General features: G+C 33.4%; 19 protein-coding genes. 18 read left to right on the forward strand and 1 reads right to left on the reverse strand.

Features of this window, described 5'->3' with window-relative positions; translation table 11 throughout:
- Positions 1–7: 7 nt before the first annotated feature.
- From BN2667_RS08905 to ftcD, 10 genes are all read left to right on the forward strand, one after another.
- Positions 8–220, forward strand: coding sequence for a hypothetical protein (locus tag BN2667_RS08905; RefSeq protein WP_054252970.1), 213 nt, complete (start codon positions 8–10; stop codon positions 218–220).
- A gap of 1 nt (position 221) precedes the next feature.
- Positions 222–584, forward strand: a complete 363-nt coding sequence (locus BN2667_RS08910; protein ID WP_054252971.1) for a BMC domain-containing protein — start codon at positions 222–224, stop codon at positions 582–584.
- A gap of 28 nt (positions 585–612) precedes the next feature.
- Positions 613–894, forward strand: coding sequence for a BMC domain-containing protein (locus BN2667_RS08915; protein WP_242848732.1), 282 nt, complete (start codon positions 613–615; stop codon positions 892–894).
- 29 nt (positions 895–923) lie between these two features.
- On the forward strand, positions 924–1499 hold the full coding sequence (locus BN2667_RS08920) for a hypothetical protein (protein WP_054252973.1): 576 nt from the start codon (positions 924–926) through the stop codon (positions 1497–1499).
- Between the two features lie 10 nt (positions 1500–1509).
- Positions 1510–1770 carry a EutN/CcmL family microcompartment protein gene (locus BN2667_RS08925; RefSeq protein WP_054252974.1) on the forward strand — a complete coding sequence of 87 codons (261 nt, stop codon included), beginning with the start codon at positions 1510–1512 and terminating at the stop codon, positions 1768–1770.
- Positions 1771–1784: 14 nt separating this feature from the next.
- Positions 1785–3608 (forward strand): adenine deaminase, encoded by a 1824-nt coding sequence (locus BN2667_RS08930; protein ID WP_054252975.1) that lies wholly within the window; start codon positions 1785–1787, stop codon positions 3606–3608.
- A gap of 29 nt (positions 3609–3637) precedes the next feature.
- Positions 3638–4819, forward strand: a complete 1182-nt coding sequence (locus tag BN2667_RS08935; RefSeq protein ID WP_054252976.1) for a M20 family metallopeptidase — start codon at positions 3638–3640, stop codon at positions 4817–4819.
- 18 nt (positions 4820–4837) lie between these two features.
- Positions 4838–6361 carry an AbgT family transporter gene (locus tag BN2667_RS08940; RefSeq protein ID WP_054252977.1) on the forward strand — a complete coding sequence of 508 codons (1524 nt, stop codon included), beginning with the start codon at positions 4838–4840 and terminating at the stop codon, positions 6359–6361.
- 205 nt (positions 6362–6566) lie between these two features.
- Positions 6567–7313, forward strand: a complete 747-nt coding sequence (locus tag BN2667_RS08945; RefSeq protein ID WP_075967917.1) for a cyclase family protein — start codon at positions 6567–6569, stop codon at positions 7311–7313.
- A 163-nt stretch (positions 7314–7476) separates the two neighbouring features.
- Positions 7477–8397, forward strand: a complete 921-nt coding sequence (gene ftcD, locus BN2667_RS08950) for a glutamate formimidoyltransferase (protein ID WP_054252978.1) — start codon at positions 7477–7479, stop codon at positions 8395–8397.
- Positions 8398–8574: 177 nt separating this feature from the next.
- On the opposite strand, the gene BN2667_RS08955 is transcribed toward ftcD, so the two are convergent.
- Positions 8575–8820, reverse strand: a complete 246-nt coding sequence (locus BN2667_RS08955; protein WP_054252979.1) for a transposase — start codon at positions 8818–8820, stop codon at positions 8575–8577.
- Between the two features lie 959 nt (positions 8821–9779).
- On the opposite strand from BN2667_RS08955, the gene BN2667_RS09640 reads away from it, so the two are divergent.
- The 8 genes from BN2667_RS09640 (at position 9780) to BN2667_RS08990 (ending at position 24570) form a co-directional block, all read left to right on the forward strand.
- The gene (locus tag BN2667_RS09640) at positions 9780–9884 is read left to right on the forward strand and encodes an IS3 family transposase (protein WP_154865170.1); all 105 of its coding nucleotides are present in this window, start codon (positions 9780–9782) and stop codon (positions 9882–9884) included.
- Between the two features lie 116 nt (positions 9885–10000).
- Entirely contained in the window at positions 10001–10618 is a 618-nt protein-coding gene (locus BN2667_RS08960) for a rhodanese-like domain-containing protein (RefSeq protein ID WP_054252980.1), read from the forward strand.
- Between the two features lie 10 nt (positions 10619–10628).
- Positions 10629–12635 carry an alpha/beta hydrolase family protein gene (locus BN2667_RS08965; RefSeq protein ID WP_054252981.1) on the forward strand — a complete coding sequence of 669 codons (2007 nt, stop codon included), beginning with the start codon at positions 10629–10631 and terminating at the stop codon, positions 12633–12635.
- 146 nt (positions 12636–12781) lie between these two features.
- Positions 12782–13444, forward strand: a complete 663-nt coding sequence (locus BN2667_RS08970) for an S-layer homology domain-containing protein (RefSeq protein ID WP_054252982.1) — start codon at positions 12782–12784, stop codon at positions 13442–13444.
- 102 nt (positions 13445–13546) lie between these two features.
- Positions 13547–14884: an MATE family efflux transporter gene (locus tag BN2667_RS08975; RefSeq protein ID WP_054252983.1), complete on the forward strand. Its 1338-nt coding sequence runs from the start codon at positions 13547–13549 to the stop codon at positions 14882–14884.
- Between the two features lie 32 nt (positions 14885–14916).
- Complete coding sequence (locus BN2667_RS08980; protein WP_278308143.1) at positions 14917–15705, forward strand: MBL fold metallo-hydrolase; 789 nt, start codon at positions 14917–14919, stop codon at positions 15703–15705.
- Positions 15702–16448, forward strand: coding sequence for a 5'/3'-nucleotidase SurE (gene surE / locus BN2667_RS08985; RefSeq protein ID WP_054252985.1), 747 nt, complete (start codon positions 15702–15704; stop codon positions 16446–16448). The genes BN2667_RS08980 and surE overlap by 4 nt, the downstream gene beginning before the upstream one ends.
- A 574-nt stretch (positions 16449–17022) precedes the next feature.
- Complete coding sequence (locus BN2667_RS08990) at positions 17023–24570, forward strand: S-layer homology domain-containing protein (RefSeq protein WP_054252986.1); 7548 nt, start codon at positions 17023–17025, stop codon at positions 24568–24570.
- The last annotated feature ends 178 nt before the right edge of the window (positions 24571–24748 follow it).

Consider the following 24748-nt stretch of genomic DNA (forward strand, 5'->3'; position numbering starts at 1 on the left):
TGAATTCATGCCCAGCGAATTAGCGATAAACGTCTTAAAAAGAATATTTGGAGAGGATGATATGAGCTATGAGTTTGAAAACTATGATAAATTAAACTTAACAGAAAATAAAGCGTGTAAAGAGATAAATTCTATCAATAGTGATGTATATAATTCTTCAGAATCAATAAGAAATAAAAGGTTGTCTTTAGAAGACCTTAGTAAAACTATAAGGAGGTAAAATGAAACAAGCTTTGGGAGTATTAGAGGTGGTCGGGAAAGCAGCTGCAGTAGGTGCAGTAGATGCTGCTTGTAAAACTGCGGATGTTTATTTACTTGGGATTGAAAACATCATAGGAAGTGGAGGTGTAGTAGGGGTAAATATTCAAATTGCAGGTGAGGTTGCTGCAGTACAAGCAGCAGTAGACGCTGCTAGAGACTCAGTTAACAGGTTTGGTACTGTACTTTATAGCGCGGTTATTCCGAGGCCAAATGACGAGATTGATAAACTATTAACAAAATTTCAAGAAAATCTAAAACCAACTAGTTTAGAAAATTCAGAAGAACAAAAAGAAAATATAAAAGAGATTGAAACAACAAAATAATAAAAAACAATTAATTTGCAGGAGGATTATTATGGGACAAGCATTAGGATTAGTAGAAACAAAGGGGTTAGTAGGAGCTATTGAAGCTGCTGATGCTATGGTAAAAGCAGCAAGTGTAAATTTAGTAGGTTATGAAAAAATAGGATATGGTTTAGTTACTGTAATGGTAAGAGGAGATGTTGGGGCAGTCAAAGCAGCAGTTGAAGCAGGTGCTGAAGCAGCTAGGACTACTGGAGAACTACATTCAGTTCATGTAATACCTAGACCGCATATGGAAGTAGAGAAAAAAATATTAGAAAAATATAAATAATTTGCTAAAAAAATGAAACGAGGATAATAATGCAAAGAATACTTGTTGCTGATTTTAATGATATATCAGAAGGTTATACTCAAATTGAAAAGATACTATGGAACATAGAACAGGTTGATTATATTAATGGTAATAGAAGTAACTCAATATATTTTAATCAAAATCTTAGAAAAAGTTACAATTCAATTTTGATCATAAATTCATCAACTGCAGTTCTATCAAATGTTTCAAATTTATTGGCAACAAATAAGTTAGAGGAAGTTATAGTAGAACATTTGTTAAAAGAAAAAGAGTTGCTCATAGATTATTCTAAAATAGATAAATCTTTAATACAAATTAAGAATAAGTATTTATTAGCAAAGATAAAAGTGATAAGGCAACAACTCCAAAATTACGGAGCAATAGATATTAAAGATTATGTAACAAAGACAAATATGCAATACTCTGAAAATAGTAAGGATGACCAGGTTATTTATATTACGTATTCAGATATAAAAGAAAAATTAGAAGGAGATTCTATAGTAATAAGCCCAGATACCAAGTTCACTCCTTTAGCTAAAGACTATTTAAAATCAAGTTCTATTAAAGTAATATACAGAAACTAGGTGATGTATTATGAAATTAGGGATAATAAAGGGAACTATAGTAGCTACAAAAAAAGATGAAAAATTGGTTGGATATAAGCTAATGATTGTGCAGCCTATAAATCAAAAATATAACGAAGAAGGTAATGCTATAGTTTGTGTTGATACCGTTGGATCAGGAATAGGTGAGGTCGTTATATTAAGTTGTGGTACTGCTGCTAGGTTCGCTTGTGCTGACAATCAAACTCCGATTGATGCTGCAATAGTGGGAATAGTAGATGACATAAATTAAATGAGGTGAATTATTTGCAAACTATTGATATTAAGAAAGGTATCGAATATAGGAAATTAATAGATGTTCTCTTAGGTGATGATTCTGCAGATATTGTTTTAGAAAATGGAAAGATAATAAACGTAATCACTAGAGAGGTTCAGGAATGTAGTCTTGCTATAAAAGGGAAATACATTTTGATGATAGGAGACTGTAAGGAATTAATTGGTTCTAAAACAAAGGTTATAGACGTAGACGGTAAATATATATCGCCTGGATTTATTGACTCACATATGCATTTTGAATCTAGTATGTTAACAATTACGGAATTTTCGAGACTCTCAATTGTATCAGGGACGACTACCTTGGTTGCAGATCCCCATGAAATTGGAAATGCACTTGGATCCGTTGGTATGAAAGCTATGGCAGATGAGATTGACAATGTTCCTAATAAAGTGCACCTAGTTGTTCCGGCTTTAGTACCAGATTGCCCAGGATATGAAACATCAGGAGCAAATATAAGCTCTAATGATATGGAAGATTTATTAGATTATAAAAATATTATAGGAATTGGGGAATTGCAGGGAGTTAGTCTTTCAAAACATGTCTATAATAACACACCTGAAGTATACAATGATTTACTATCTTCTACCATATTTGCTAGAAGTAAAGGTATGGTAGTTGATGGTAATGCTCCAGATTTATTTGGTAGAGAATTAGCTGCACACATACTAACAACAGGAGGTGAATGTTCTTGTCATGAAACAACCACTAAAGAAGAGTGTGTAGAGAAATTAAGACAAGGTGTTTATGTATTTATGAGAGAAGGCTCAACCCAAAGAAACATGTCTGAATGTATTAAAGCTATTACCGAGGAAAAACTAGACTCGCGTAGATGTATACTTGCGACAGACGATATGGTAGCAAGTGATTTATACGAACTAGGTCATATGAATGAGATAATCAAAAGGACAATTGCAGAAGGGGTTGACCCAATAGAAGCAATCCAAATGGCCACAATTAATCCATCGACATACTTTGGATTTGAAAATGTTGGTGTAATAGCTCCTGGGAAAAATGCTGATTTAGCAATAATTAGTGATCTGAAGTCGATGAAAGTTGATGGAGTATTTATCGATGGAAAATTAGTTGCTTACGAAAATAAGTTGTTAATAGATATTCCAAAATATAAATATCCTGATATTTTAAAAAAATCAATAAAAAGACAACCTTTATCAATTGAAGAACTTTATATTAAATCTGAAGATAAAAACCCTGAAGTAAGATGCATTGAACTAATTCAAAATCAAAATCTAACAGGACAAACAACTGTAAAAATTAATAATCAATTAGGAATTGTGAATCCATCAGTTGAGAAAGATGTGCTAATTTTATTAAATGTTGAGAGATACGGTAGGACCAACGAAATCGGTAAATGTTTTGTGACTGGATTTGAAATGAAAAAAGGTGCAATAGCCGAATCTATAGGTCATGACACTCATAATATAATGGTGTTGTCAACAAATTATGAAGATGCCTTAGTGGCCATTAATAGAGTAATTGAGAATCAAGGAGGTATTGCAATAGCTCAAAATAAGGAAATAATAGATGACTTGCCTTTAAAAGTCGGTGGACTAATAACAGATGAATTGACTGGAATTGAACTAACTAAAAAAATAAATGAATTGCAAAGTTCGGTGACAAGGGATTTAGGTTGTACTGTACATGCTCCATTTATGCATCTGTCATTTTTATCTCTATCCACCAGTCCAAAGTGGAAATTGACAAATAAAGGGTTATTTGATGTGGATACGTATGAGTTGTTAGACCCAATAGTGCAACATAATTATAATTATTAATAATCAAATTTATAGAGGAGAAGATATATATGTATAACAAACACGAAAACGTATACAAAAATATAGAAGATATGCGAAATGAATTGGTATCAATTTCACTTGAAATATTTAATAATCCAGAGCTAGGTTACAAGGAATACAATTCTTGCAAATTATTAACAGAATTTTTAAAAAAGAACGGCTTTGAAATCGACTTAGGAATTTTGAATATGGATACATCTTTTATAGCCACTTATGATTCTTTGAAAGAGGGTAGAGCTATTGGATTGATTGCAGAGTATGATGCTTTACCTGAAATTGGACATGCTTGTGGTCACAACCTATTTTCTGTTGCTGCTTGTGGAGCTGCCGTGGCTTTAAAAGAAGAAGTTGATAAGAGTGGCGGCAAAGTTGTTGTTATCGGAACGCCTTGTGAAGAAGTAACAAATGAAAATGCTGGTGGGAAAGTACCAATGGCAAGAGAAGGAGTTTTTGATAATCTTGATATAGCAATGATGTGTCATGGTGACAACACAACATATGTAAAAAGATATTTAGTTGCATCTACTAACTTAAAAGTAAAATTTTATGGTACTGCAATTCATGCAGGTGGGGATGTAACTAATGGTAAAAATGCACTTACTGCAGCTATATTGACGATTAATAATATCAATGCAATAAGACAACATTTTTTTACGAATGCAGTAGTTAATCCTATTATTACCAATGGTGGTGTGCTGCCTAATACAATACCTAACTTATCAGAGCTAAGGTTTACTATTAGAGCCACAAACAAAAGAGAGTTAGAGGAACTAATGTCAAGAGTGGAGAATTGTATAAAAGCTGCATCATTAACAACAGGATGCGAGTACGAGATAACAAGACAAAAACACACATACTATGACACTAGACCGAATGATGTCTTAGCTAAGTTATTTTCAAATTCTTTGGAAGAACTAGGAGTTGAATATACTTATGAGAATACAGCTAGTTTTGCATGGGACGTAGGTAATGTTAGTTACAGAGTACCAACATTATGTCCTTATATTAAAATAGGACCAGATGGGATACTTTGTCACTCAGATGAGTTTTTAGAAGCCTCTCATTCAGAAGCGGGATTCAACGGTTTAATGATCGGTGCAAAAGCTATGGCATCTACAGCTGTGGATTATTTGGAATCTAAAGAAATTCAAGAAAAAGTGAATGAAGAATTTAAAAAATTAGTCAAGTAGAAAACTGGAGGAATAAAAATGACTGAAAAAAAGAAAAATAAAGGATTTTTAAATGCAATAGAGCGTGTTGGCAATAAATTACCACATCCAATTTATATTTTTATGATACTCACTTTAATTGTCATGATTATCTCAGCTTTACTATCAGGATATACATTTAAACATCCTGGTACTGGTGAGACTGAAACCATTAACAGTCTTCTTTCAGGTGAAGGTATCCGATGGATTGTAACTAACATAGTAAAAAACTTTTCAAATTTTCCACCTTTAGGCATGGTACTTGTTATGATGATTGGACTCGGGCTTGCTGAAGAAACAGGATTGTTGAGAACTTTCTTAAAGAGTTTTATTGTGGGATCTTCAAAATCACTAGTTACTTTTATCATAGTTTTTGCTGGAGTTATGGGAAATATAGCTGGAAGTTCAACATTTGTAGTAATTCCTCCACTAGGAGCTTTAGTGTTTAGAGCATTAGATAGGAATCCATTAGCAGGAGTTGCTGCAGGATTTGCAGGAGTTGCTGCGGGATTAAGTGCAAATTTATTGATTACACCAACAGATGTATTAACTTCGGGAATAACAGAGAAAGCGGCGCAAATAGTTTCGCCAGGATTTGAAGTTCATCCTGCAGTAAATTGGTACTTTATGTTCATTTCAACTTTTGTTCTTTCAATTGTAGGTACTATTATAATAGAGAAAGTTGTAGAACCTAGGCTTGGAAAAGTAAAAATGAATAATGTTGACGAAACTTTAAATGGAGAAGACTTAAGTGTAATTAAGCCAGAAGAGAAAAAAGGGCTAAGAAACGTTCTGATTACGACAATAATATATATAATAATTATATTATTTATGCTGATACCATCTAACGGAATACTTAGGGATCCAGAAAAGGGTACTATTGTTCCATCTCCATTTTTAAAAGGTATGATAACAATTTTGCTAGTTTGGTTTATTGCAATAGCTGTAGTATATGGTATAACAACAAAGAGTATTAAAAATTCATCAGACATTGAAAGATACATGACAAAATCTATGAAAGGATTTGCTGGATTTATTGTTCTTTGTTTTTTTGCAGCTCAATTTGTTGAGTTTTTTGCCTATAGTAATTTAGGTTTATTACTTTCAGTTAGAGGAGCTGTTCGTCTAGAGAGTACAGGGCTTGTTGGAATTCCATTATTATTAATATTTATTATTTTTACATCGTTAATTAATTTCCTAATAGGAAGTTCATCAGCAAAATGGGCGCTTTTAGCACCTATATTTGTACCAATGTTTATGCAAGTAAACTTTTCGCCAGCATTAATACAAGTAGCATATAGAATTGCTGATTCAGTAACAAACTGTATTTCCCCACTTGAACCATTTATGCCTTTTATAATAATTTTATGCAAGAAATATGATGAAGATTCAGGATTAGGAACAGTTGTTTCTATGATGCTTCCTCTTGCTGGTGGATTCTTATTATCGTGGGTATTATTATTGTTTGCGTGGTATGGACTTAACTTACCATTAGGACCAGGTGCGGGACTTTTCCTTTCTTAATTATGATTTAAAATTATTATCTATATTTAGAAGTATTATTAAAACTTAAAAATAATAAGAAATAAGTATCGATGAACTACACAGCACCCTTTTACTAAAGCGAATCATCTGTAATATTAGGGTGCTGTTTGATTAAAAAAGTCTTTGACAATTATATTAAAATAAATTTTACAGAATTAAAGCTATTTTTTAAAGGAGAGATATTTTGAATTGGAATGAAAGATATATATTAATAGATTTGACTCAAGAAATATATGAAGGAATGCCAGTATTTGGAATGCACCAAAAGACATTTATTATGAAAAATCAAACACATGAACAAAACATGAAAAATACAGGTTCAAAAACACTTGGGTTTTCAGCGAGGAATTTATTAATAAGCGAACATGGCCCTACTCACAGTGACGCTGTATGGGAATTTTTGCCATCAGGTCCAACTATTGATAATATGGATTTGCGTTTGTTTTATGGAGATGCAATATGTGTAGATTTGACACATATAAGATATCCTGATTATATAGAAATAAGGGATTTACAGAAGGCTTTAGAGAAAGCGAATCTTAACATTAGAAAAGGTGACATTTTTCTTATTTATACTGGACATTATGAGAGGACTCATCCTACAATACATTCTGAGGATGACGAAGTTGATTTATTAAATTATGGTGGTTTATACAGTAAACATACTGGCCTTTCATATGAAGCAGCAAAATGGTTAGCTGAACAAGGTGTTGTTAATATTGGTTGTGATGCACCTGCAATAGATCTTACACCAGATGATTTGAATTATTCAGGACATCTGGTGTGTGGTCAATATGGAATTACAAATACCGAAAATTTGATGAATCTTCATATGGTTGCAGGGAAAAGATTTTTATATATGGGATTACCACTTAGAATAAGAAATGGAAGTGGTTCGCCAATTAGGGCAGTTGCTATTATAGAACGTTAGTTTAAGAGTTCAGATAAAAATTGTTTTTTATAGAAGAAATGATTTCATAATAGCAAAAAATATATATAATAACATATAATCAATATCTAAAAATAAAAAATATGAAAACTTATTGAAAATAGTAAATAGTATATGACTTTGGAATTAAGACGGGAGGTAAAAGATGAAAAAATATATTCTAGCTGTACCAAACTTCAGCGAAGGTAGGCGACCAGATGTAATCGAAAAAATTTCTAACACAATAAAAAATAAAGAGGGAGTAAAGCTAATAAAGTGTGAACCAGAATACGATTTTAATCGTACGGTTTTAACTATAATCGGTGAACCTGAACCTTTAAAAGAAGCTTTAATAGAAATGGCAAAAGAATCCTATGAAAATATTGATATGAGAAATCAAAAAGGGACACATCCTAGAATTGGCTCTCAAGATACAATACCACTATTTCCATTATATAATATTGAATTAGAAGAAGTAACAAATATAGCAGAAGAAATTGGAATGGAATTATTTAATCAGTTTAAAGTACCTATATACTTTTCTGGTAAAAATGCAAGGTCCGAAGAAAAAAGATCGATATCTTTCATAAGAAAAGGTCAATATGAAGGATTAAAAGAGCTTTTAAAAGACTCATCAAATGCAGACTTCGAAAGTAGGAAACCAGATCTTTCAGTAGACGGAAAATTAAGTGAAAAACTAGGTGCTACAATAGTTTCTTCAGACTATGAAGGACTAACTGCATATAATATTTTTTTGGATACTGAAGATTTAAATATTGCTAAAAAAATTTCTAGTGCTTTGAGAGGACCCTCTGGTGGTTTTTCAACAATAAGATCGGTTGGTATAAAATTTCCAGAAAGAGATGGTGTTGTTGTTTCAATGAATATGTTTGATTGTGTCAATACACCAATATATAGAGCATTTGAATTTGTTAAAAAAGAAGCAGAAGCTTATGGCGTAATGGTTACAGGATCAGAACTTGTGGGACCTGTAAAATTAGATTATATTATAGATAGTTTAAAGTTTTATTTAAGATTACAAAACTTTGATATAAAACAATTACTTGAATATCATTTGATGGGATGATATAAAAAATAATAATATCTAATTAAACAATATTGTGTGATATGAAACAGACTGCAAATATATAAGTTAGTATTAATTATTATATTTTAAGACAAATTCTAAATTATATGACCCAGGAAATTTGATTGTCTCTTTGTCAAATAGTGTTGATGAAGAGAAAAGTAACTATCAAATGACTCAGACAGAAATGTCTGGGTCATTTTCAATATATTGAGACTTTTCAAAGACTAAAATTGTTCTTTTCTTGTAGTTATAGAAATTTCTATTACCAAAAGCAGTTCTCTTAATAAGCTTAATCTTGGTAATTTTACCTTCTAAAGGCCCATTAGAAAGATTGTATTTACAAGCATTTAAAATAAACTCCTCACTTCTCCTATAAATCTCAATTGCCACATTAACATAGTGAGAAACACTTAGAATCAAGTCTCAAATGAAATAAAGAAGAAAGCGTATAAAGAGCGTGGTTTATCTGACTTAGAAAATAAGATAGGAATGTCTAATAAAGATATGGAAAATCATATAATAAATCTAAGTTTAATAAACCAATAAATGAGTCTGAAACAGAAGAATTAATAAGACTTAGAAAAGAAAACAAACTTCTAAAAATGAAAATAATATACGAAAAAAATCTACAAGTCTTGTTGATGGAACAGGAAGCAGAAACAAGGCTAAAATAGAAGTAATTTTAAATCGAATAGAAAAATATCCTGAAACGAAAATTAATAACTGGCTAAATATAACTAATATTTCTAATTTATCATTCTAAGAGTGAAAATAAGTTAGAAAGTCATATTTATAAAGATAAAGAAATAAAAGACTAAATTAAAAGAAAGAGGATTTAAGATTAACCATAAAAAGTATTAAAGATAAGGGAGAAGAGAATATCCTCTGTAGCAAATTTCAAAGAAGGACAAGAAAACACTCATCATACAAAGGCCAAGTTGGAAAAGTTGCTCCTAACATAGTAAATAGAAAGTTTGTAGCAAATAATCCAAATAGATTATGGCAAACAGATATAACAGAATTTAGAATAAAAGGAAAAGAAAAAGAAAAGGAGATATACCTATAACCGATATTAGACGTATACAATGGCGAAATAATAAGCTAAAAAACAATCTATCATCCAACATAGAACTTACTAACTCAATGCTTGATAAGGCGTTTAAAAAACAACTGATGCAGATAAAGATAAATTAATAATACACTCAGAGCAAGGCTTCTACAATCAACACACATCTTGGTCTACTAAACTAGAAGCAAATAAAATAACATAAAGTATATCTGGAAAAGGAAATTGTTTAGATAAGTCTCCTATAGAAAATTTCATTGGAACACTATAACAGAAAATACTCTAGGGCTTAGAGTTTAAAAGCTACAAATAATTGATAAAAGAAATAGAAAGATATATTGAATGGTACAATAATGATAGCATTAGAACAAAATTAAAAGGAATGTCCCTTATAAGCTATAAGTTATATTCAACGTAAAATAACATTAAATTTGTTCTGTGTTTACGGGTTCAGTTCATTTTCCTATCTTTTTGAATTTGTCTTAACAAAAGAACCTTTTTGCTGTATTATAGTTAGGAAAGAAAAGGTGAACTATGAAAAACAAATTTGGAAAAATTATGGTCCTAGGACTTTTTATAATGATCTTCCTAGTAGCCTGTATAAATGCAACAGAGTCAGGAAGAATTGAAGGCTATTATATTGGAGATGGAGGCTTTGTCGTCAGCAAAAAATCTGAAAACTTTGTGCCAGGTGATTTAATTATCGCCTCTAACAAAACTGACCAAGACGGCCTAATCTTTGGGCAAAATTATTCGATTTTAGTTGATGAAGAGCTGCCAACAATAACTCCGCCGTCCTTTAAGATTAAATCAATTTCAGAAGACCTAGGCAGGTTCGAATATTTATATATGTCCTTTGTAAAGGCTTCTTCAATAATGGGAGTCTATGCAGATAAATATTATTTAGTAGACCTAAGATCTTCAGAAGAATATAAAGAAGGCCATGTGCCAGGGGCAATAAATATTAGCCTAAATGAAGTAGAAGCAGGAGAATCTTTAGAAGACCTAGACAGAAAAGACCAAATGGTTTTCGTCTATGGGAAAAGTCAAAGGCAAGCAAGAGACGGAGCCAGAGCCTTAAGAGACCTAGGCTATAAAATAGTTTTTGACCTAGGAGAAATAAAGGGATATCCAAACCAACTAGAAAAATAAGGAGAGAAAAATGACTGGAATAAATTTAAAAACATTTTTAGAATACAAGTATCTTTCAAACTTAAAATATATTGAAGCTAGAAAGACCCTAGCCTTTGTTGTATCTCAAGCCAACGAAGACGAAAATTCCTACGACTCAAATATATTTACCTATAACTTAGAAGATAAGACCTTAAAACAAATGACCTTTGACAACAAGGTTAGTTCATTTTATCTACTAGATGACGACCTAGTTTTTAAGGCCACAAGGACCAAAGAAGAAAAAGACTTAAATGACAAGGGCCTAAAGGCTAGCAATCTTTATAGCCTAAGCCTAGATGGCGGAGAGGCAAAAAAACTTTTTAGCCTGCCCCTTGATATTGGTAAGATAGAAAAATTAGATGCAGACACTTATATTTTCACAGGGACCTATAATGCAAAAAAACTATCTCTCTTTGACATCCAAGACCTAGAAGGGGAAGAAAGAGATAAAAAAATTTCTGCCTTTGCAAAGACCCTAGAAGAAGAAAAGGGCTACGAAAGACTAAGCCAAATTCCATTTTGGTTTAATGGATCAGGCTTTACAGATGGAGATGTAAGCGGTCTTTACATCTATAAAATATCAACAGGAAAAACAGAAAAACTTTCTGCTGACAATATAGAAATTTCCAGCTTTGAACTTACTGACTCTAGGATCTATGTAACTTATGAAGACCTAAGTCCAGTAATGAAACTTTATAACAAAGTCGGCTATTATGATAGAAAAGACTTATCATTTAACCATCTCTTCTGTGACGAAAACATTTCTACATTTTATGTAAATGAACTAGGTGGAGAAATATTTTTAGTAGGAGGAGACCTAAGTGACCAAGGCATAAACGGGTCCATAAACTTCTATATCCTAAAAGACGGCAGCCTTAAAAATATAAATCCAGAAGGCCTAGACATTTCAATTTGCTCTGACATAAATTCAGACGCCAGACTTTATGGATCAACAAATAAAAAGATCTACAAGGACAGGTTTTACTTTACTTCAGTCCAAGGAGTAGATGCAAAAATTTATTCCATAGACAAGGACGGAGACTACCGCCTAGAAATGGATATTCCAGGATCAACTGACGGCTTTGACATTGGAAAGAATGGAGAATTTTATACTGTTGCCTTTAGAGAAAATAGATTACAAGAACTATATTCCTACAAGGATGGCGTAGAAGAAAAACTAACTTCCTTTAACGACCATATTTTAGAAAAGTACAAAATTTCAAGTCCAGAATATGTAGAAGTAGACCACAATGGCGTCCTCCTTCAATCATATATAATGAAGCCAATTGACTTTGAAGAAGACAAAAAGTACAAGACTATTTTAGAAATTCACGGCGGACCAAAAACTGCCTTTGGGTCAATATTCTTTTCAGAAATGCAATACCTAGCTAACCTTGGTTATGTTGTAATTTATACAAATCCAAGGGGATCAGATGGCAGAGGTTTTGATTTTTCAGATATTAGAGGCAAATACGGCTCAATTGACTACGATGACCTTATGTACTTTACCAATGAAATGATAGAAAAATACGACTTTATAGATGAAGAAAGATTAGGAGTAACTGGAGGATCCTATGGCGGCTATATGACCAACTGGATTGTAGGTCACACAAATATTTTCAAGGCAGCAGTAACTCAAAGGTGTATTTCCAACTGGACATCGAAATTTAATACAACAGACATTGGCTACTACTTTGTCAAAGACCAAGTTGGAGTGACCCCATGGGAAGACATGGAAAAACTTTGGGACAACTCGCCATTAAAATACGCCGACCAAGTTGAGACTCCTACACTTATTATCCATTCAGAAGACGACTTCCGCTGCGACGTAGACCAAGGCTACCAATTTTTCACAGCCTTAAAGTACTTTGGAGTCGATGCTGAAATGCTAATGATTAGAGGAGAAAACCACAACCTTTCAAGAGAGGGCAGACCTAAGCAAAGAATAGAAAGACTTAAGGCATTGAGCGACTTTTTCCAAAGAAAAATTAAATAAGAAAACTAAGATTAAAACTCAAAAACCTCTTTAGGCTTTTGGGTTTTTATTTTCCCTAAGTATTTTTAAAAATGTAATATTATAGTAAAAATTCTTTTTTTATATGGGTTATAATTAAGTTAGCAAAGACTAACAAGGGTGATATTATGCAAAGAAAAAAATTGCCTTTGATTTTTCTATTGTTACTTGCATTAATAACTATAAAGCCTATTAAGACCTATGCTTTTACAGATACAGATAAACATTGGTCAGCTGAGTATGTGGATTTTCTTGCAGAGAAAAAACTGTTAACAGGATATAAAGACGGAAGCTTTAAGCCAGATGACAATATTACTAGGGCAGAATTTTATAAAATAATAAATTCTCTAGTAGGCTACAACAAAAGCTATGCTGTCTCTTTTTCTGACGTAAAGAAAAGTGATTGGTATTATGATGAGGTAGCAAGGGGAATCAAAGCTGGCTACATTATACCAACAACAGGTAACCTCCACCCAAATAGGCCAATAACCAGGCAGGAGGTAGTAAAAATTTTAGGCCAAGTTTATAAACTAGACGAACTTCCAGACAAGGCCAAGGATTTTTTAGACAAAGGCGAAATTAAAGAAGATACCTTAGGCTATGTTGGTGCTTTAGTTGATTTAAAAATTATAGAAGGCTACCAAGATGGAAATTTCTATCCGAAAAAAGAAATTACCAGAGGCGAGGTATGTAAAATTTTATATTTAAGCATGGACAAGTTAAAAGAAACCAAGGCCACATATTTAGTAGATTCAGAAATTAAATTTGGACCAAGGGGACTTTATGAATAGGGCATAGTTGCTCTATTTTTTTGTGAAAAAATAATTCATTATGTTATTTAGAAAAATTTTGCCTTATAATAAGATAGTGATGATAAATTAGAAAGGACTTATATGCAAAAAGATTTAACCAAGGGAGATCCATTAAAGCTCCTTGTGGCTCTAGCCATTCCCCAAATACTATCAGCAATATTACAATTATTATATAACACAGTAGATGCACTTATTGTAGGAAACTACGTTGGCGAAGCTGGCCTTGCAGGAGTTGGTATATCGATGCCAATAATTTTTTTCCTATCTTCTGTAGTAATGGGAATTTCTGTCGGCCTATCAATTGTAGTCAGCCAGTATTTTGGTGCCAAGGACTATGATAATATGGCCAAGTCAATTGGAACGACAATTGTAAGTTTGGCAGTGATAACTATTGTAGTGAGCATTATAGGAATACTAGCTACAGATAAAATTTTAAAGGTCATTGACACACCAGTTGAGGCCTTTGACCATGCGTCTATTTATTTAAAAATTTATTTGGCTGGAACAATTTTTACTTTGATGTTTAACTTGTATTCAGCAATACTAAGGGCAGTAGGAGATACAAAAAGTCCCCTTTTATTTTTAGCCATAGCAGCTTTTCTAAATGTAATTTTAGACCTGGTCTTTATAATTAATCTTTCTATGGGGACAATGGGAGCAGCCTTGGCAACAATAATATCCCAAGGGGTATCATCTCTGTTTTGTATGGTTTATATTAGAAAGAGACTGCCACTTTTACACCTAAAAAAATCAGACTACAAGTTTGATTCTCACAAGTTTAAAATAATCTTAAGATTTGGCCTGCCATCAGCCTTCCAAATGTCAGTAATTGCCATAGGAAATATTTTAGTCCAAAGGCTAATTAACGGCTATGGAGTTGCATCAGCAGCAGGCTATTCATCAGGAATTAGAATAGACTCCTTTATAGTTCTTCCATATATGAACGTAGGAGTTGCCCTATCAAATTATTCTGGCCAAAACATTGGAGCCAAAGAATTTGAGAGAGTTAAAGAAGGCCTAAGGGCAGCAGCAAAAATATTACTTGTAATTTCAATTATCACCCTGCCAATAGCCTGGATTTTTGCAGAAGATTTGGTGGCAATATTTTTAAAGACACAAACAGGAGAATCAATTGCAGTTGGAGCCCTAATGCTTAGGGACCTAGTTCCATTTTATATTTTCCTAGGCCTTTTAAATAATATTTCAGGCTTATTAAGAGGAGCAGGAGACAACATGCACTCCCTTTATGGGTCGCTGGTTTCAATTGGAGCCAGGGTTATCTTTGCCTACAGCCTAAATCCACTTTTACAAATAAGAAGTGTTTGGTTCGGATCTGCTATCGGCTGGGTTCTAGGATTTCTTTATGTCTTTATTAGATACAAGTCAAACAGGTGGCAAAGTAAGGGAATAGTTATTTAAAAAAGGAGCTGGTTAAAATTAAATTTTGTTCACTGGCCAGTGGCTCATCAGGCAACTGCCAGTATATTGAATCGGAAAAAGGAAAAATTTTAATAGATGGAGGCCTGTCAGCAAAAAAGATTTTCAGTCTTTTAAAAACAATTGACCTAAGACCAGAAGACCTAGATGCAATTTTTGTCACCCACGAACACAGAGACCACATTCACGGAGTTGGAATTCTTTCAAGAAAACTTGACCTGCCAATATATGCAAATTATAAAACCTGGGAGGCCATGGAAGAATCACTTGGAAAACTTGAGATGAAAAACATAAAAAAATTTTCAAATGAAAAGGGCTTTTACTTTAAAGATATGTTTATCACTCCAGTGCCAACCTTTCACGATGCAGTAAATCCAAATGGCTACACAATTTCAGACGAAAAATCGAAAGTTTCTCTAATAACAGACACAGGCTGGGTCAGTCAGGAGATAATCGACGCCATAAGAGACTCAGACCTTTACTTTTTAGAATCTAACTACGACATAGAAATGCTAAAAAACGGACCATATTCTTGGCCATTAAAACAAAGAGTTTTATCAACCCAAGGTCATTTATCAAACGAAAACTGCTCAGAAGTTGCCAGAGAAATATTAAAGGGAAATGGCGAGGCCTTGGTTTTGTCTCATCTATCAATAGAAAATAATACCACTCATCTGGCCTATAAGAATATGGAAGATACAATAGAAAAAATGAATTTAAAAGTCGAAAAGTCAGTAGTTGACTTAGACATTGCCACTAGATTTGAACCATCAAGACTATACGACCTAAAGGAGAAAAAATGAAAATATTAGTAACCAACGATGACGGAATTAATTCAGAAGGCCTTAGACTTCTGGCCTTAGAACTCGAAAAATATTATGAAGTCTATGTAGTTGCACCAGACTCAGAAAAATCTGCCACATCTCATGCAGTAACCCTAAGAAGTCACTTAGAAATAAAAAAAGTAAAGCTTGAAGGCTTAAAAAATCCATCTTATTCAGTAAGTGGAACGCCAGCAGACTGTGTTAGAATTGGCCTGGCTCTATTACACGAAGACGTAGACCTAATTTTTTCTGGCATCAACAGAGGCTACAATGCAGGAGGAGATATAAAATATTCAGGAACAGTAGCAGCCTGCGCAGAAGCCAACCTTCACAACCTGCCAGGAGTAGCAGTATCAGCAGAATTCAAAGACGGGTCTAGCGACTTTAAAACAGCAGCCAGTTTTGTCCCAGGAATATTTCAAAAATACCAAGATTTGGTTTTAGCAGGTCCTATTGTTTTAAATATCAATGTGCCAAAACTTCCAGAAGAAGAAATCAAGGGTATAAAAGTTTGTGAACTTGGCGACCTTGTCCACGACAGATTTAGACAAGAAATAATATCAGAAGAAATCAGCCATGTCTTCTTAAAAGACAGGAAGATGATAGACCTAAAAGACGGCGCCGACCAAAAACTTTTAAGCCAAGGCTACATCACCCTAACACCAATAAAATATATATACAAAGACCAAGCCCTAATGGACGAATTTCTACAAGTAAAATAAAAACTGTGAGCGAGAGAAAAAACTTTCGCTCATTTTTTATTATTTGGGAGATGTTTTGTTTTGGGTGACATTTGAAGCCCTAGTCCAAAAGTTAGGGGACTGTCCCTTGTGGCCTGTCCCCGATGAAACGAAGAAAAATTTTTATAAACGAGACCTAATTTTCATTTAAGCAAGAAGACATTTTTTAGAACTTGTCTGCTTTATTATCTTAAAACAATTTCTCAACTAACTTTATCCTCTTTGCAATCGAAAAATATAAAAATAAAAAATCAAGAATAAAAACAAAACTAGACCCCATAAACATTTGTATTTTAGCGAAAAAACGTTTATAATTAAGATAAATTTATTACACAAAAGAACAAACAAATTTTTTTAAAGACTCAAATAGAAAGATTATAAAAATCAAAACTTTTCAATGTAAAATCGACCTAATAACCTAATATAAGTGAGAAAATTAAAAACCATGAAAACATTACCATTATATATATAATTTATATTCCATAGCTGAAGGTCAATAATAAAAGAACTAAACACAAAAATATAAAGAGAAAAGTTAATCAACAGGAGGGTAATTATGAACAACTTTTCAAGAAGAATCACAACATTTATATTAGCAATACTAATGCTAATATCAGTACCAGTACAGGCCTTTGCCCAAGTTACTTATAACTATGAAAACTTAAAAAGTAACAAGGCAAACATTGTTAACAATGAAAAGCTGCCTGTAGAAGTAGCAAAGACAAATGGCAAAGCTGCAGAGGAAATTATAAAAAATCCGGACATGCCAAAGCTTTACACCATGCGTGCAGACTATAAGCTGCCAAGAAATGATGAAGAGGTTATTGGTTATCAGCCTTATATAGCAACAGTTGGTGACGAAAAAGTTCTAACAGACGAAGAAAAATTAAAGATTAATAAGACTATAGACTTGCCAGACATTGATGGCTATACTTCGCCTACAAAAAGCTTTACTGTAAATTATGACTACATTAAAAAAAATGATGGAGAAGGATACTGGGATGGCAATGAATATAAGAGAGAGCACCCATATCTTTATAAGGCAAAACAAGGAACAATAAAGATAAAACACACTTTCCAAAAATTGGAAAATCGTGATGAGTATGGTCATAGGGATGGAGATACTAACTTTATTTATACATCTCAAACTGGTGTTACAGGAACATCTGTTACTATAAAGGCTCTAGATGGAGAAAAAATCAAAGGATATGAGCCTGAAGTCAATGTTCTAACAACCCAAGTGCCACAAAATTCAGCTGACTTTGAAATAGAAATGCGTTACAACCGTGCTATTTATGATGTGAATTTTGATTCTGCAGGCGGAACTGAACTGCCAGGAATGACTCTTATCTATGGACAAACTATTCCAAAATTAAATTTTGATATTAAAAAATTGGGAGCGACCTTACAAGGCTGGAAGGTAAATAAAGATATAAACTATGTTGATGCTGATGGCAATAAAAAAACTCTTTCTACAGATGATTTAATTACCAAAGCAGACTTTGAAGTAGGTGGAAAGTTCCAAGACGGTATAAAAAATGCCATGTCAGCAGAAAGCCTTACTTTTACTGCACAGTGGACTGAAAATGATAAGGCAGACTACGTCATCCAATTTTGGACTGAAAAACCAGATTATAATGACCAAGACGACACCCTTCCTTTACGTGACCGCTACGACTTTATCGGCGCAAGAAGGATAGACAATGCTGATACGGGTTCAACTCCAGAGCTTACTGATTTAGATATCCATGGTATTACCTTCCCAGACTTAAATGACGGACGTTTGGAAAAAGCTCAAGAAGACAAAGAAGAATTCGAAAGATATTATTTCTTAAATGAAAAATTGACAAAAGAGCAAAATGCTTCAAAAGAGGATCCTAATGTTCAAAAAGAAGTCTTAGCAACAGGAGAAACTGTCTACAATGTCTACTACGACCGCAGAGTCTATACTCTTTACTTTACGGCCCCTAATGAAGAGGGATGGGATCCATCGTCTAGCTATTGGCCTACTATAACAAGAAATGGAAAAGTCATAGGGACAAAAGGATCTCCTTATAAAGTAGAGGCTCGCTTTAACCAAAGTTTAGATAAAATATGGCCAAGGGATGAGGAGCTCTCAGGACTTCCGCCTGCCAGTAGTTCACCGGATGGAGACATGGGTCCTATAGGATGGACAATTAACGTTAATGAACCAGGAGAACTAATTTTTCGTGACACACCGCCTTATCGTTTGAGTGCAGAAGATTTTATCGACAGTGATGATGTAAAGGATTACGGATTTGGTCACGGAGATCAAATACCTATAGGAGAAAATGAAACAAAAGCTAGGGATAAATATGAGATTTCCCTTGGATCGACATCCTGGGTCGAATCCGTTGTCCACCACATTGATATTATAAAAGACGATTTCGATGGCAATGAGCAAATAGATTATGACCTTTCCTATTGGAAGAGCGACACGAATGCAAACTATGCCTTCATTTTGCCTAATCTTCAAGGCTTTACCCTAAAAGAAGAAACAAGAGAAGCAGAATGGATATTTGTTAATCCAAAAGGTAGATTTGATAAATCTTTTGATGAATTAAATGCAGAGAGAAATGAAAAGACGCCTTTTAGAAGCGAGACCGACAAGATTGAATACATCGATAAATTTCCTTGGGGTACAAAATCCTTTGAAGGTAGAAATGCCTACAATTTTGCAAATTATTCTCGCAACAAGTACAAATTAAAATTAAACAACGACCCTAAGACCGTAAAAAATGACAATGAATATGGTGAGGGTAATATTTTAGATGTGCCTTATGAATTTCCATTAAAGGATTTAGAGTTAGATACAAAATATGTACCTACTAGACCAGCTTGGGTACCAGATGATTGGAGCTTCTTAGGCTGGGCACTGGATCCTGCCGGCGAAAATCTGGTAAAAGACGGCAAAGAAACCAAACTTCACTACGACCAAGTTCTCTATGCTAAGTGGGGAGAACCAGAGACAATTTGGAAGGTAAAGTTTGATCCAAATGGTGGAAATTTAAGAAACTTAAGCCCAGAAAATATTTCCGATGAAAGTAAAAAACTTGAAATAGATGGCGAAGTTCACACTTATCCAGAAAAAGTAGCTGGAGAACCTAACACCTTTAATTTTGTCCACAAGATGATTCTTAAAGAACCTGAAGATGGAATTAAGAATACTATTGAACCAACAAGACCTGGCTACAACTTTGCTGGTTGGGAATTTGTAAGATATACAAAAGATGAAAATGGCAATGACACTGAAATCGAAGATACAAGTTACAAGGACTTGTATAAGGTTCCTGAAATGTATCACTTTGGCAACAAAGTTGTAGGAAATGTCTATCTTAGAGCAATTTGGAACAAACAAGACCTAATTACAGTTAAGGCTATCCACCACTTCTTATATGCAGGTTATAAGGAAACATCTAAGGAATTACAAAATCTTTATAACAGAAGAGTTGGATCCTATACAACAGGCCTTGGAGGTAGACAAGGGGACAAGTACTTGTTAGTTCCTCAAGCTGAGTGGGATGCCCTTTACAATGCAAATACTGATTATCAAACTTATAAGGATGAAACAGGTAGAGAAAACTCCTACAACCAAATTTTAAGAGTTGAGCCAGAAAAAGTTCATGACCCTGACACAGGCGGTTTAGTAGATAATCCTAAGGCAAAGAACAATCGCTTTGAATTTTTCTACAAGCCATTTAAAGAAAGAGTCTATGATGTAAATTATCTTGATGAAAGAGGTAAAACAGAAGTTGAAGCCTTTATGGAAAAGGCTAAAGCTGCTTATAAAGCTATAAAAGATAATACTCAAATGAGTTCTGAAGAAAAGAGTGCTGCATATAAAGAACTTCTTGCAAAGAATAAAGAAGAATTTGCAAATATAAAAAAAGAATATGCCATTGTTCCTAACGAAACAGTAGTAAACGGCAAGCGTCATTACGATGCTAGAAATTACAGAGAAATTCCTGGTTGGGTTCTAAATGACAAGCCTCAACAACAATTATTCTTTGATATTTATGAAGATACAGATACTTTTGCAGGTATAAATGAAAGTGGACTTGATGAAATTAACTTCTTCTACAAGGATGTAAGAGTTATTGAAGTAAAAGAGCCTGATGATCCAGTGCCAGATGGATATAAGAGAGTAACTTTTATTGCAGATGATGGCGGAAACTTTACAGATGATAATGACAATCCAGTTAAGGAACTTTACTACGATGTAATAGTTGGACTAAAATCAGATAATCTTCCAGTTCCAGAAAAATTGGAAGAAGGCCAAACAAAAGAAGAAGGCAAGTATTATATCACTCCTGATGCTGGTAAGAAATTTATCAAGTGGGACAAGGAAAAACTTTTAAATAGCAACACTGTCATAGACAGGGACTACACTTTTACCGCTTATTTCGATTGGTCAGGAGTAAAGGTAAATGAACTTGTAAAAACAGAATCCTATAAAGATCCTGAGAGAATTTGGACCAATGATTTTGTTCCAAAAATTGATGAATTAAAAGCACAAGTTAAGTGGGTTAATAAAGATGATGTTGAAAGTGACTTGCCAGCAGGTGCTGAAATAACAATCGTTGATGAAGCTGGAAATTCACTTAGTCAAGAAGACATCTATGAAAAAGTAAAAGAAAAGAATAAGCTAGACAAGGATGAACTTGTCAGAACAGAAATCTTTAAGGCCAAGGTTAAATTTGCAGACAATTCTGTACAAGATATTGAAATTCCAGTAAAAATTTACAAAAATGTTTACGAAGGACTTACAAGTGAAGCTGAACAAAAATTATTAAATGATGCTTTAAAAGATCCAGATGGAGAATTATTCAAAATAACAGGACCATATGTAAAGGTAACAGTAAATCCAACTGGTGAGCCACAAAACAAGGATTCAAAAGTTTATTATGTAAATCCTAAAGCTTGGGTAGATATTCCTGAGATAATTATAAGTGATGCTGACAAAGAAATTCTTGGAAGCACTTATTGGAGCGCAGATGATACAAATCAAAATGAGGATGGAGCTTTTGACTTCAATAAACGCCATAAATTTACTAAAAACACTGTTATAACTCTAGGTAAAAATGATGATGTCATTGAACAAAAGGGCAAAGACAAACCTAATGTTCCTGAAAATTATGTAAAAGTAACTGTAGATACAACTGAACTATCAACTGACAACACTTATTTTGTAAGGACTTTCTGGGTAAATCCTGAAAAAGAAGTTTGGTTAGCAGTGAATACACCTACAGGCGCAAGTAAACTTGTAGATGGAATCTTTAGAGAATTTAAGTTTAGTGGATGGAAGACAACTAAACCAGATGATAGTAAAACTTATTCAGAAACTATCTTTGATACCTTTAGTGAAGAAACTTATATAGAAGCAACTTACAAGTATGATGACAATGTTGAACCTATAGGAAAAGATAACGAGTGGATACCACAAGGATCAGATCCATCGCCAAAAGATTTTATAAAAAATCCTTATGACGATAACGATCCAAACAATCCAGATAATCTTCCACCAGGAACAAAGTTTGAATTTGTTCCAGGAGAAGAACCTGACACTCAAACACCAGGAACAAACAAAGAAACAACAATTAGAGTTATTTATCCTAACGGAGAAGAAAAAGAAGTTACAGTAAAATATAATGTAACTGGAGACATTGTTGAACAAGAAGATCCAAATAATAAACCTGATGTACCAGATAATTTTGTAAAAGTTATTGTTAAGACAACAGAAGATGATATCGAAAAAGCTACAGAAGACACAAGATTTGAAAGAACTTTCTGGGTTAATCCAACAAAAGTAGTAACTATCCCAGTTAGTGAACCAACAGGTGATGTAGTTAAAGACGAATTTGGCAATATAGTAACAGATGCTGCAGGTAATGAAGTTAAATGGGAATTTAAAGAATGGTCAAGTTCTTTAACAGCTAATTTTACAGAAGAAACTATAATTACTGCTAAGTATGAAAAGACTATTCCAGAACCTATATTTGATGCAAGTCTTGTTGAAACTTATGTTGGAAGAGAACCTGAACTTTCAGATTATGAAAAGGCTTTAAAGATGATACTTGGAGAAACAGATTTATCCTTTGATGAAAATGTTTCAAGTTTTGAAATAACAAAAGATCCTAATGTAAGTAAGCCAGGCATGACTGAGGCAAAGGTCAAGGTAGAATTTAACAATGGACAAGTAAAAGAAATTACAGTTCCAGTTAAAGTATATGACAACATTTATCCTGGTGATACAAATGGTGACAAGACTTCTGAAACACCAGATAATTATGTAAAAATTACTGTAAATCCTAAAGCTTATGATGAAGACGAACAAAAAATCAAAGTTTACTATGTAAATCCATTGGCAAAAGTTACAATTCCTGAAATTTCAATAAAGGAAGCAGACAAAGAAGAATATGGATTTAAGAAATGGACAACAAATAACAAAGAAATAAACTCATCAAATAATGATGGAATTTATGACTTTACAAAAGACTATCAATTTACAGTTGACACAGAAATCTATGCCTTCTATGAAAAAAATGGAGACCCTGAAATTCAAATAGGCTTTGAAAGCAATGAGATTATTAAAAATATAGGAGATAAAGTTTCTGTTCAAGAATATGAAGATGCTTTAATAATCCTAGAAGATTCTGAAGGAAAACCACTAGTTGATGTAAAAGCTATAAAAGTACTTGAAGATGCAGATACAAGTGAAGAAGGCTACAGTCCTGCTAAGATAGAAGTTATTTATGATGACGGAAAAACAGAAGAAGTTGTAGTTATAGTAAAAGTCCTTCCAGATTATGTTGAACAAACTGATCCAAATAAGAAGCCTGATGTGCCAAATAATTTTGTTCAAGTAACCTTTGTTCCAACAGACAAGGCAACAGATGAGACAAAAGCCAATAGGATTTTCTGGGTAAATCCAAAAAAAGAAGTAACTATTCCAGTTGAAGATCCAAGTGGAAAAAATAGATGGGTATTTAACGAATGGAAAATTGGAGATCCAATAACTGGAGAAAGTTATGATCCAAAAGTTGGAAAACAATTTATAGAAGATACCACAATTACTGCAACTTATGTAGAAGCTGATGACAATATCCAAATTCTTTATATTCCAGCAGATGAAAACATGGGAGCAGTAAGCACATCTTATGAACAGCTTACAAATGCTAATAATGTTCAAGGATCAACAGCTACAGCAAAAGCTGGTTATAGATTTGTAAAATGGATTGATAAGAAGGGCAAGGAAGTTTCAAGAGAAGCTACTATTAAAGAAATCTCTCCAACTTCAGAAGTTTATGTAGCTATGTTTGAAAAAGCTGAAAAAGAAAAACCTGAAGTTGAAAGACCAGAAATTCCTGGTTTTACACTAGGCTCAATATTTAGGCCAGTTGAACCAAAAAAACCAAAAGTTCTTGAAGAAAAGCCTCACAAGGCCTATGTAAAGGGCTATCCTGAAGGAGACTTTAAACCTGAAGGCAAGATGACTAGAGCAGAGGCAGTTACAATAATTGTTAGACTTGAAAATTATATTCTTGGTTCAGACGAGGGAATTTTCTCTGATACTAAGAAGCAAGACTGGTTTAATAAATTTATAAATGCAGCCTATAACAAGGGCATCTTAGAAGAAAAATCAGGAGAAAAGTTTAGGCCAAATGACCCAATTACTAGAGGAGAATTAGCCAGACTAATTTCTGTTATTGATAAGAGGTCAGATGCCATTGCACCTTTTGCCGATGTAAAAGGTCACAAGTACGAAAGATATATTAACCAAGCCTATGGCAACAAGAGAATTTTAGGTTATCCAGATGGTACTTTCAGACCAGATGCAGATATAACTAGGGCAGAAGTTACAGCTATGATAAACCGTCTATACGACAGAAAAGCTGACGACAAGTCCTTTGATTATTTAGCAAATCACTATGACTTGAAGAAGTTTACTGATATGAATCCAAGTCACTGGGCCTATTATGATGTTATGGAAGCAGCAAACTCCCACAGATATGAAAGACGAAACTATGTAGATGATATGATTGTCGAAAACTGGAAGAGAATTCTAGTAGAAAAGATTGAATAAAAAATAATTTTTTGAGCGAGAGAAAAATCTTTCGCTCATTTTTGTTTTTGTTTTTTGGGAGGGACATTCTAAGCAAGTGGACATTGCTTTGTGAGTTTAAGAGACATTCATTTATGTGCGTCCCATTAGCTTTAAGCATGGAAAATAATTTTAAGAGCAAGAGAATAATTTTTCTAAC

It is taken from the genome of Neofamilia massiliensis (assembly GCF_001299475.1).
GTDB lineage: Bacteria > Bacillota > Clostridia > Tissierellales > Peptoniphilaceae > Neofamilia > Neofamilia massiliensis.

Bases quoted from the DNA above. Each gene is read 5' to 3' on its own strand.
- BN2667_RS08905 (WP_054252970.1), top strand. From the start codon at position 8: ATGCCCAGCGAATTAGCGATAAACGTCTTAAAAAGAATATTTGGAGAG.
- BN2667_RS08910 (WP_054252971.1), top strand. From the start codon at position 222: ATGAAACAAGCTTTGGGAGTATTAGAGGTGGTCGGGAAAGCAGCTGCA.
- BN2667_RS08920 (WP_054252973.1), top strand. From the start codon at position 924: ATGCAAAGAATACTTGTTGCTGATTTTAATGATATATCAGAAGGTTAT.
- BN2667_RS08925 (WP_054252974.1), top strand. From the start codon at position 1,510: ATGAAATTAGGGATAATAAAGGGAACTATAGTAGCTACAAAAAAAGAT.
- BN2667_RS08935 (WP_054252976.1), top strand. From the start codon at position 3,638: ATGTATAACAAACACGAAAACGTATACAAAAATATAGAAGATATGCGA.
- BN2667_RS08940 (WP_054252977.1), top strand. From the start codon at position 4,838: ATGACTGAAAAAAAGAAAAATAAAGGATTTTTAAATGCAATAGAGCGT.
- ftcD (WP_054252978.1), top strand. From the start codon at position 7,477: ATGAAAAAATATATTCTAGCTGTACCAAACTTCAGCGAAGGTAGGCGA.
- BN2667_RS08960 (WP_054252980.1), top strand. From the start codon at position 10,001: ATGAAAAACAAATTTGGAAAAATTATGGTCCTAGGACTTTTTATAATG.
- BN2667_RS08965 (WP_054252981.1), top strand. From the start codon at position 10,629: ATGACTGGAATAAATTTAAAAACATTTTTAGAATACAAGTATCTTTCA.
- BN2667_RS08970 (WP_054252982.1), top strand. From the start codon at position 12,782: ATGCAAAGAAAAAAATTGCCTTTGATTTTTCTATTGTTACTTGCATTA.
- BN2667_RS08975 (WP_054252983.1), top strand. From the start codon at position 13,547: ATGCAAAAAGATTTAACCAAGGGAGATCCATTAAAGCTCCTTGTGGCT.
- surE (WP_054252985.1), top strand. From the start codon at position 15,702: ATGAAAATATTAGTAACCAACGATGACGGAATTAATTCAGAAGGCCTT.
- BN2667_RS08990 (WP_054252986.1), top strand. From the start codon at position 17,023: ATGAACAACTTTTCAAGAAGAATCACAACATTTATATTAGCAATACTA.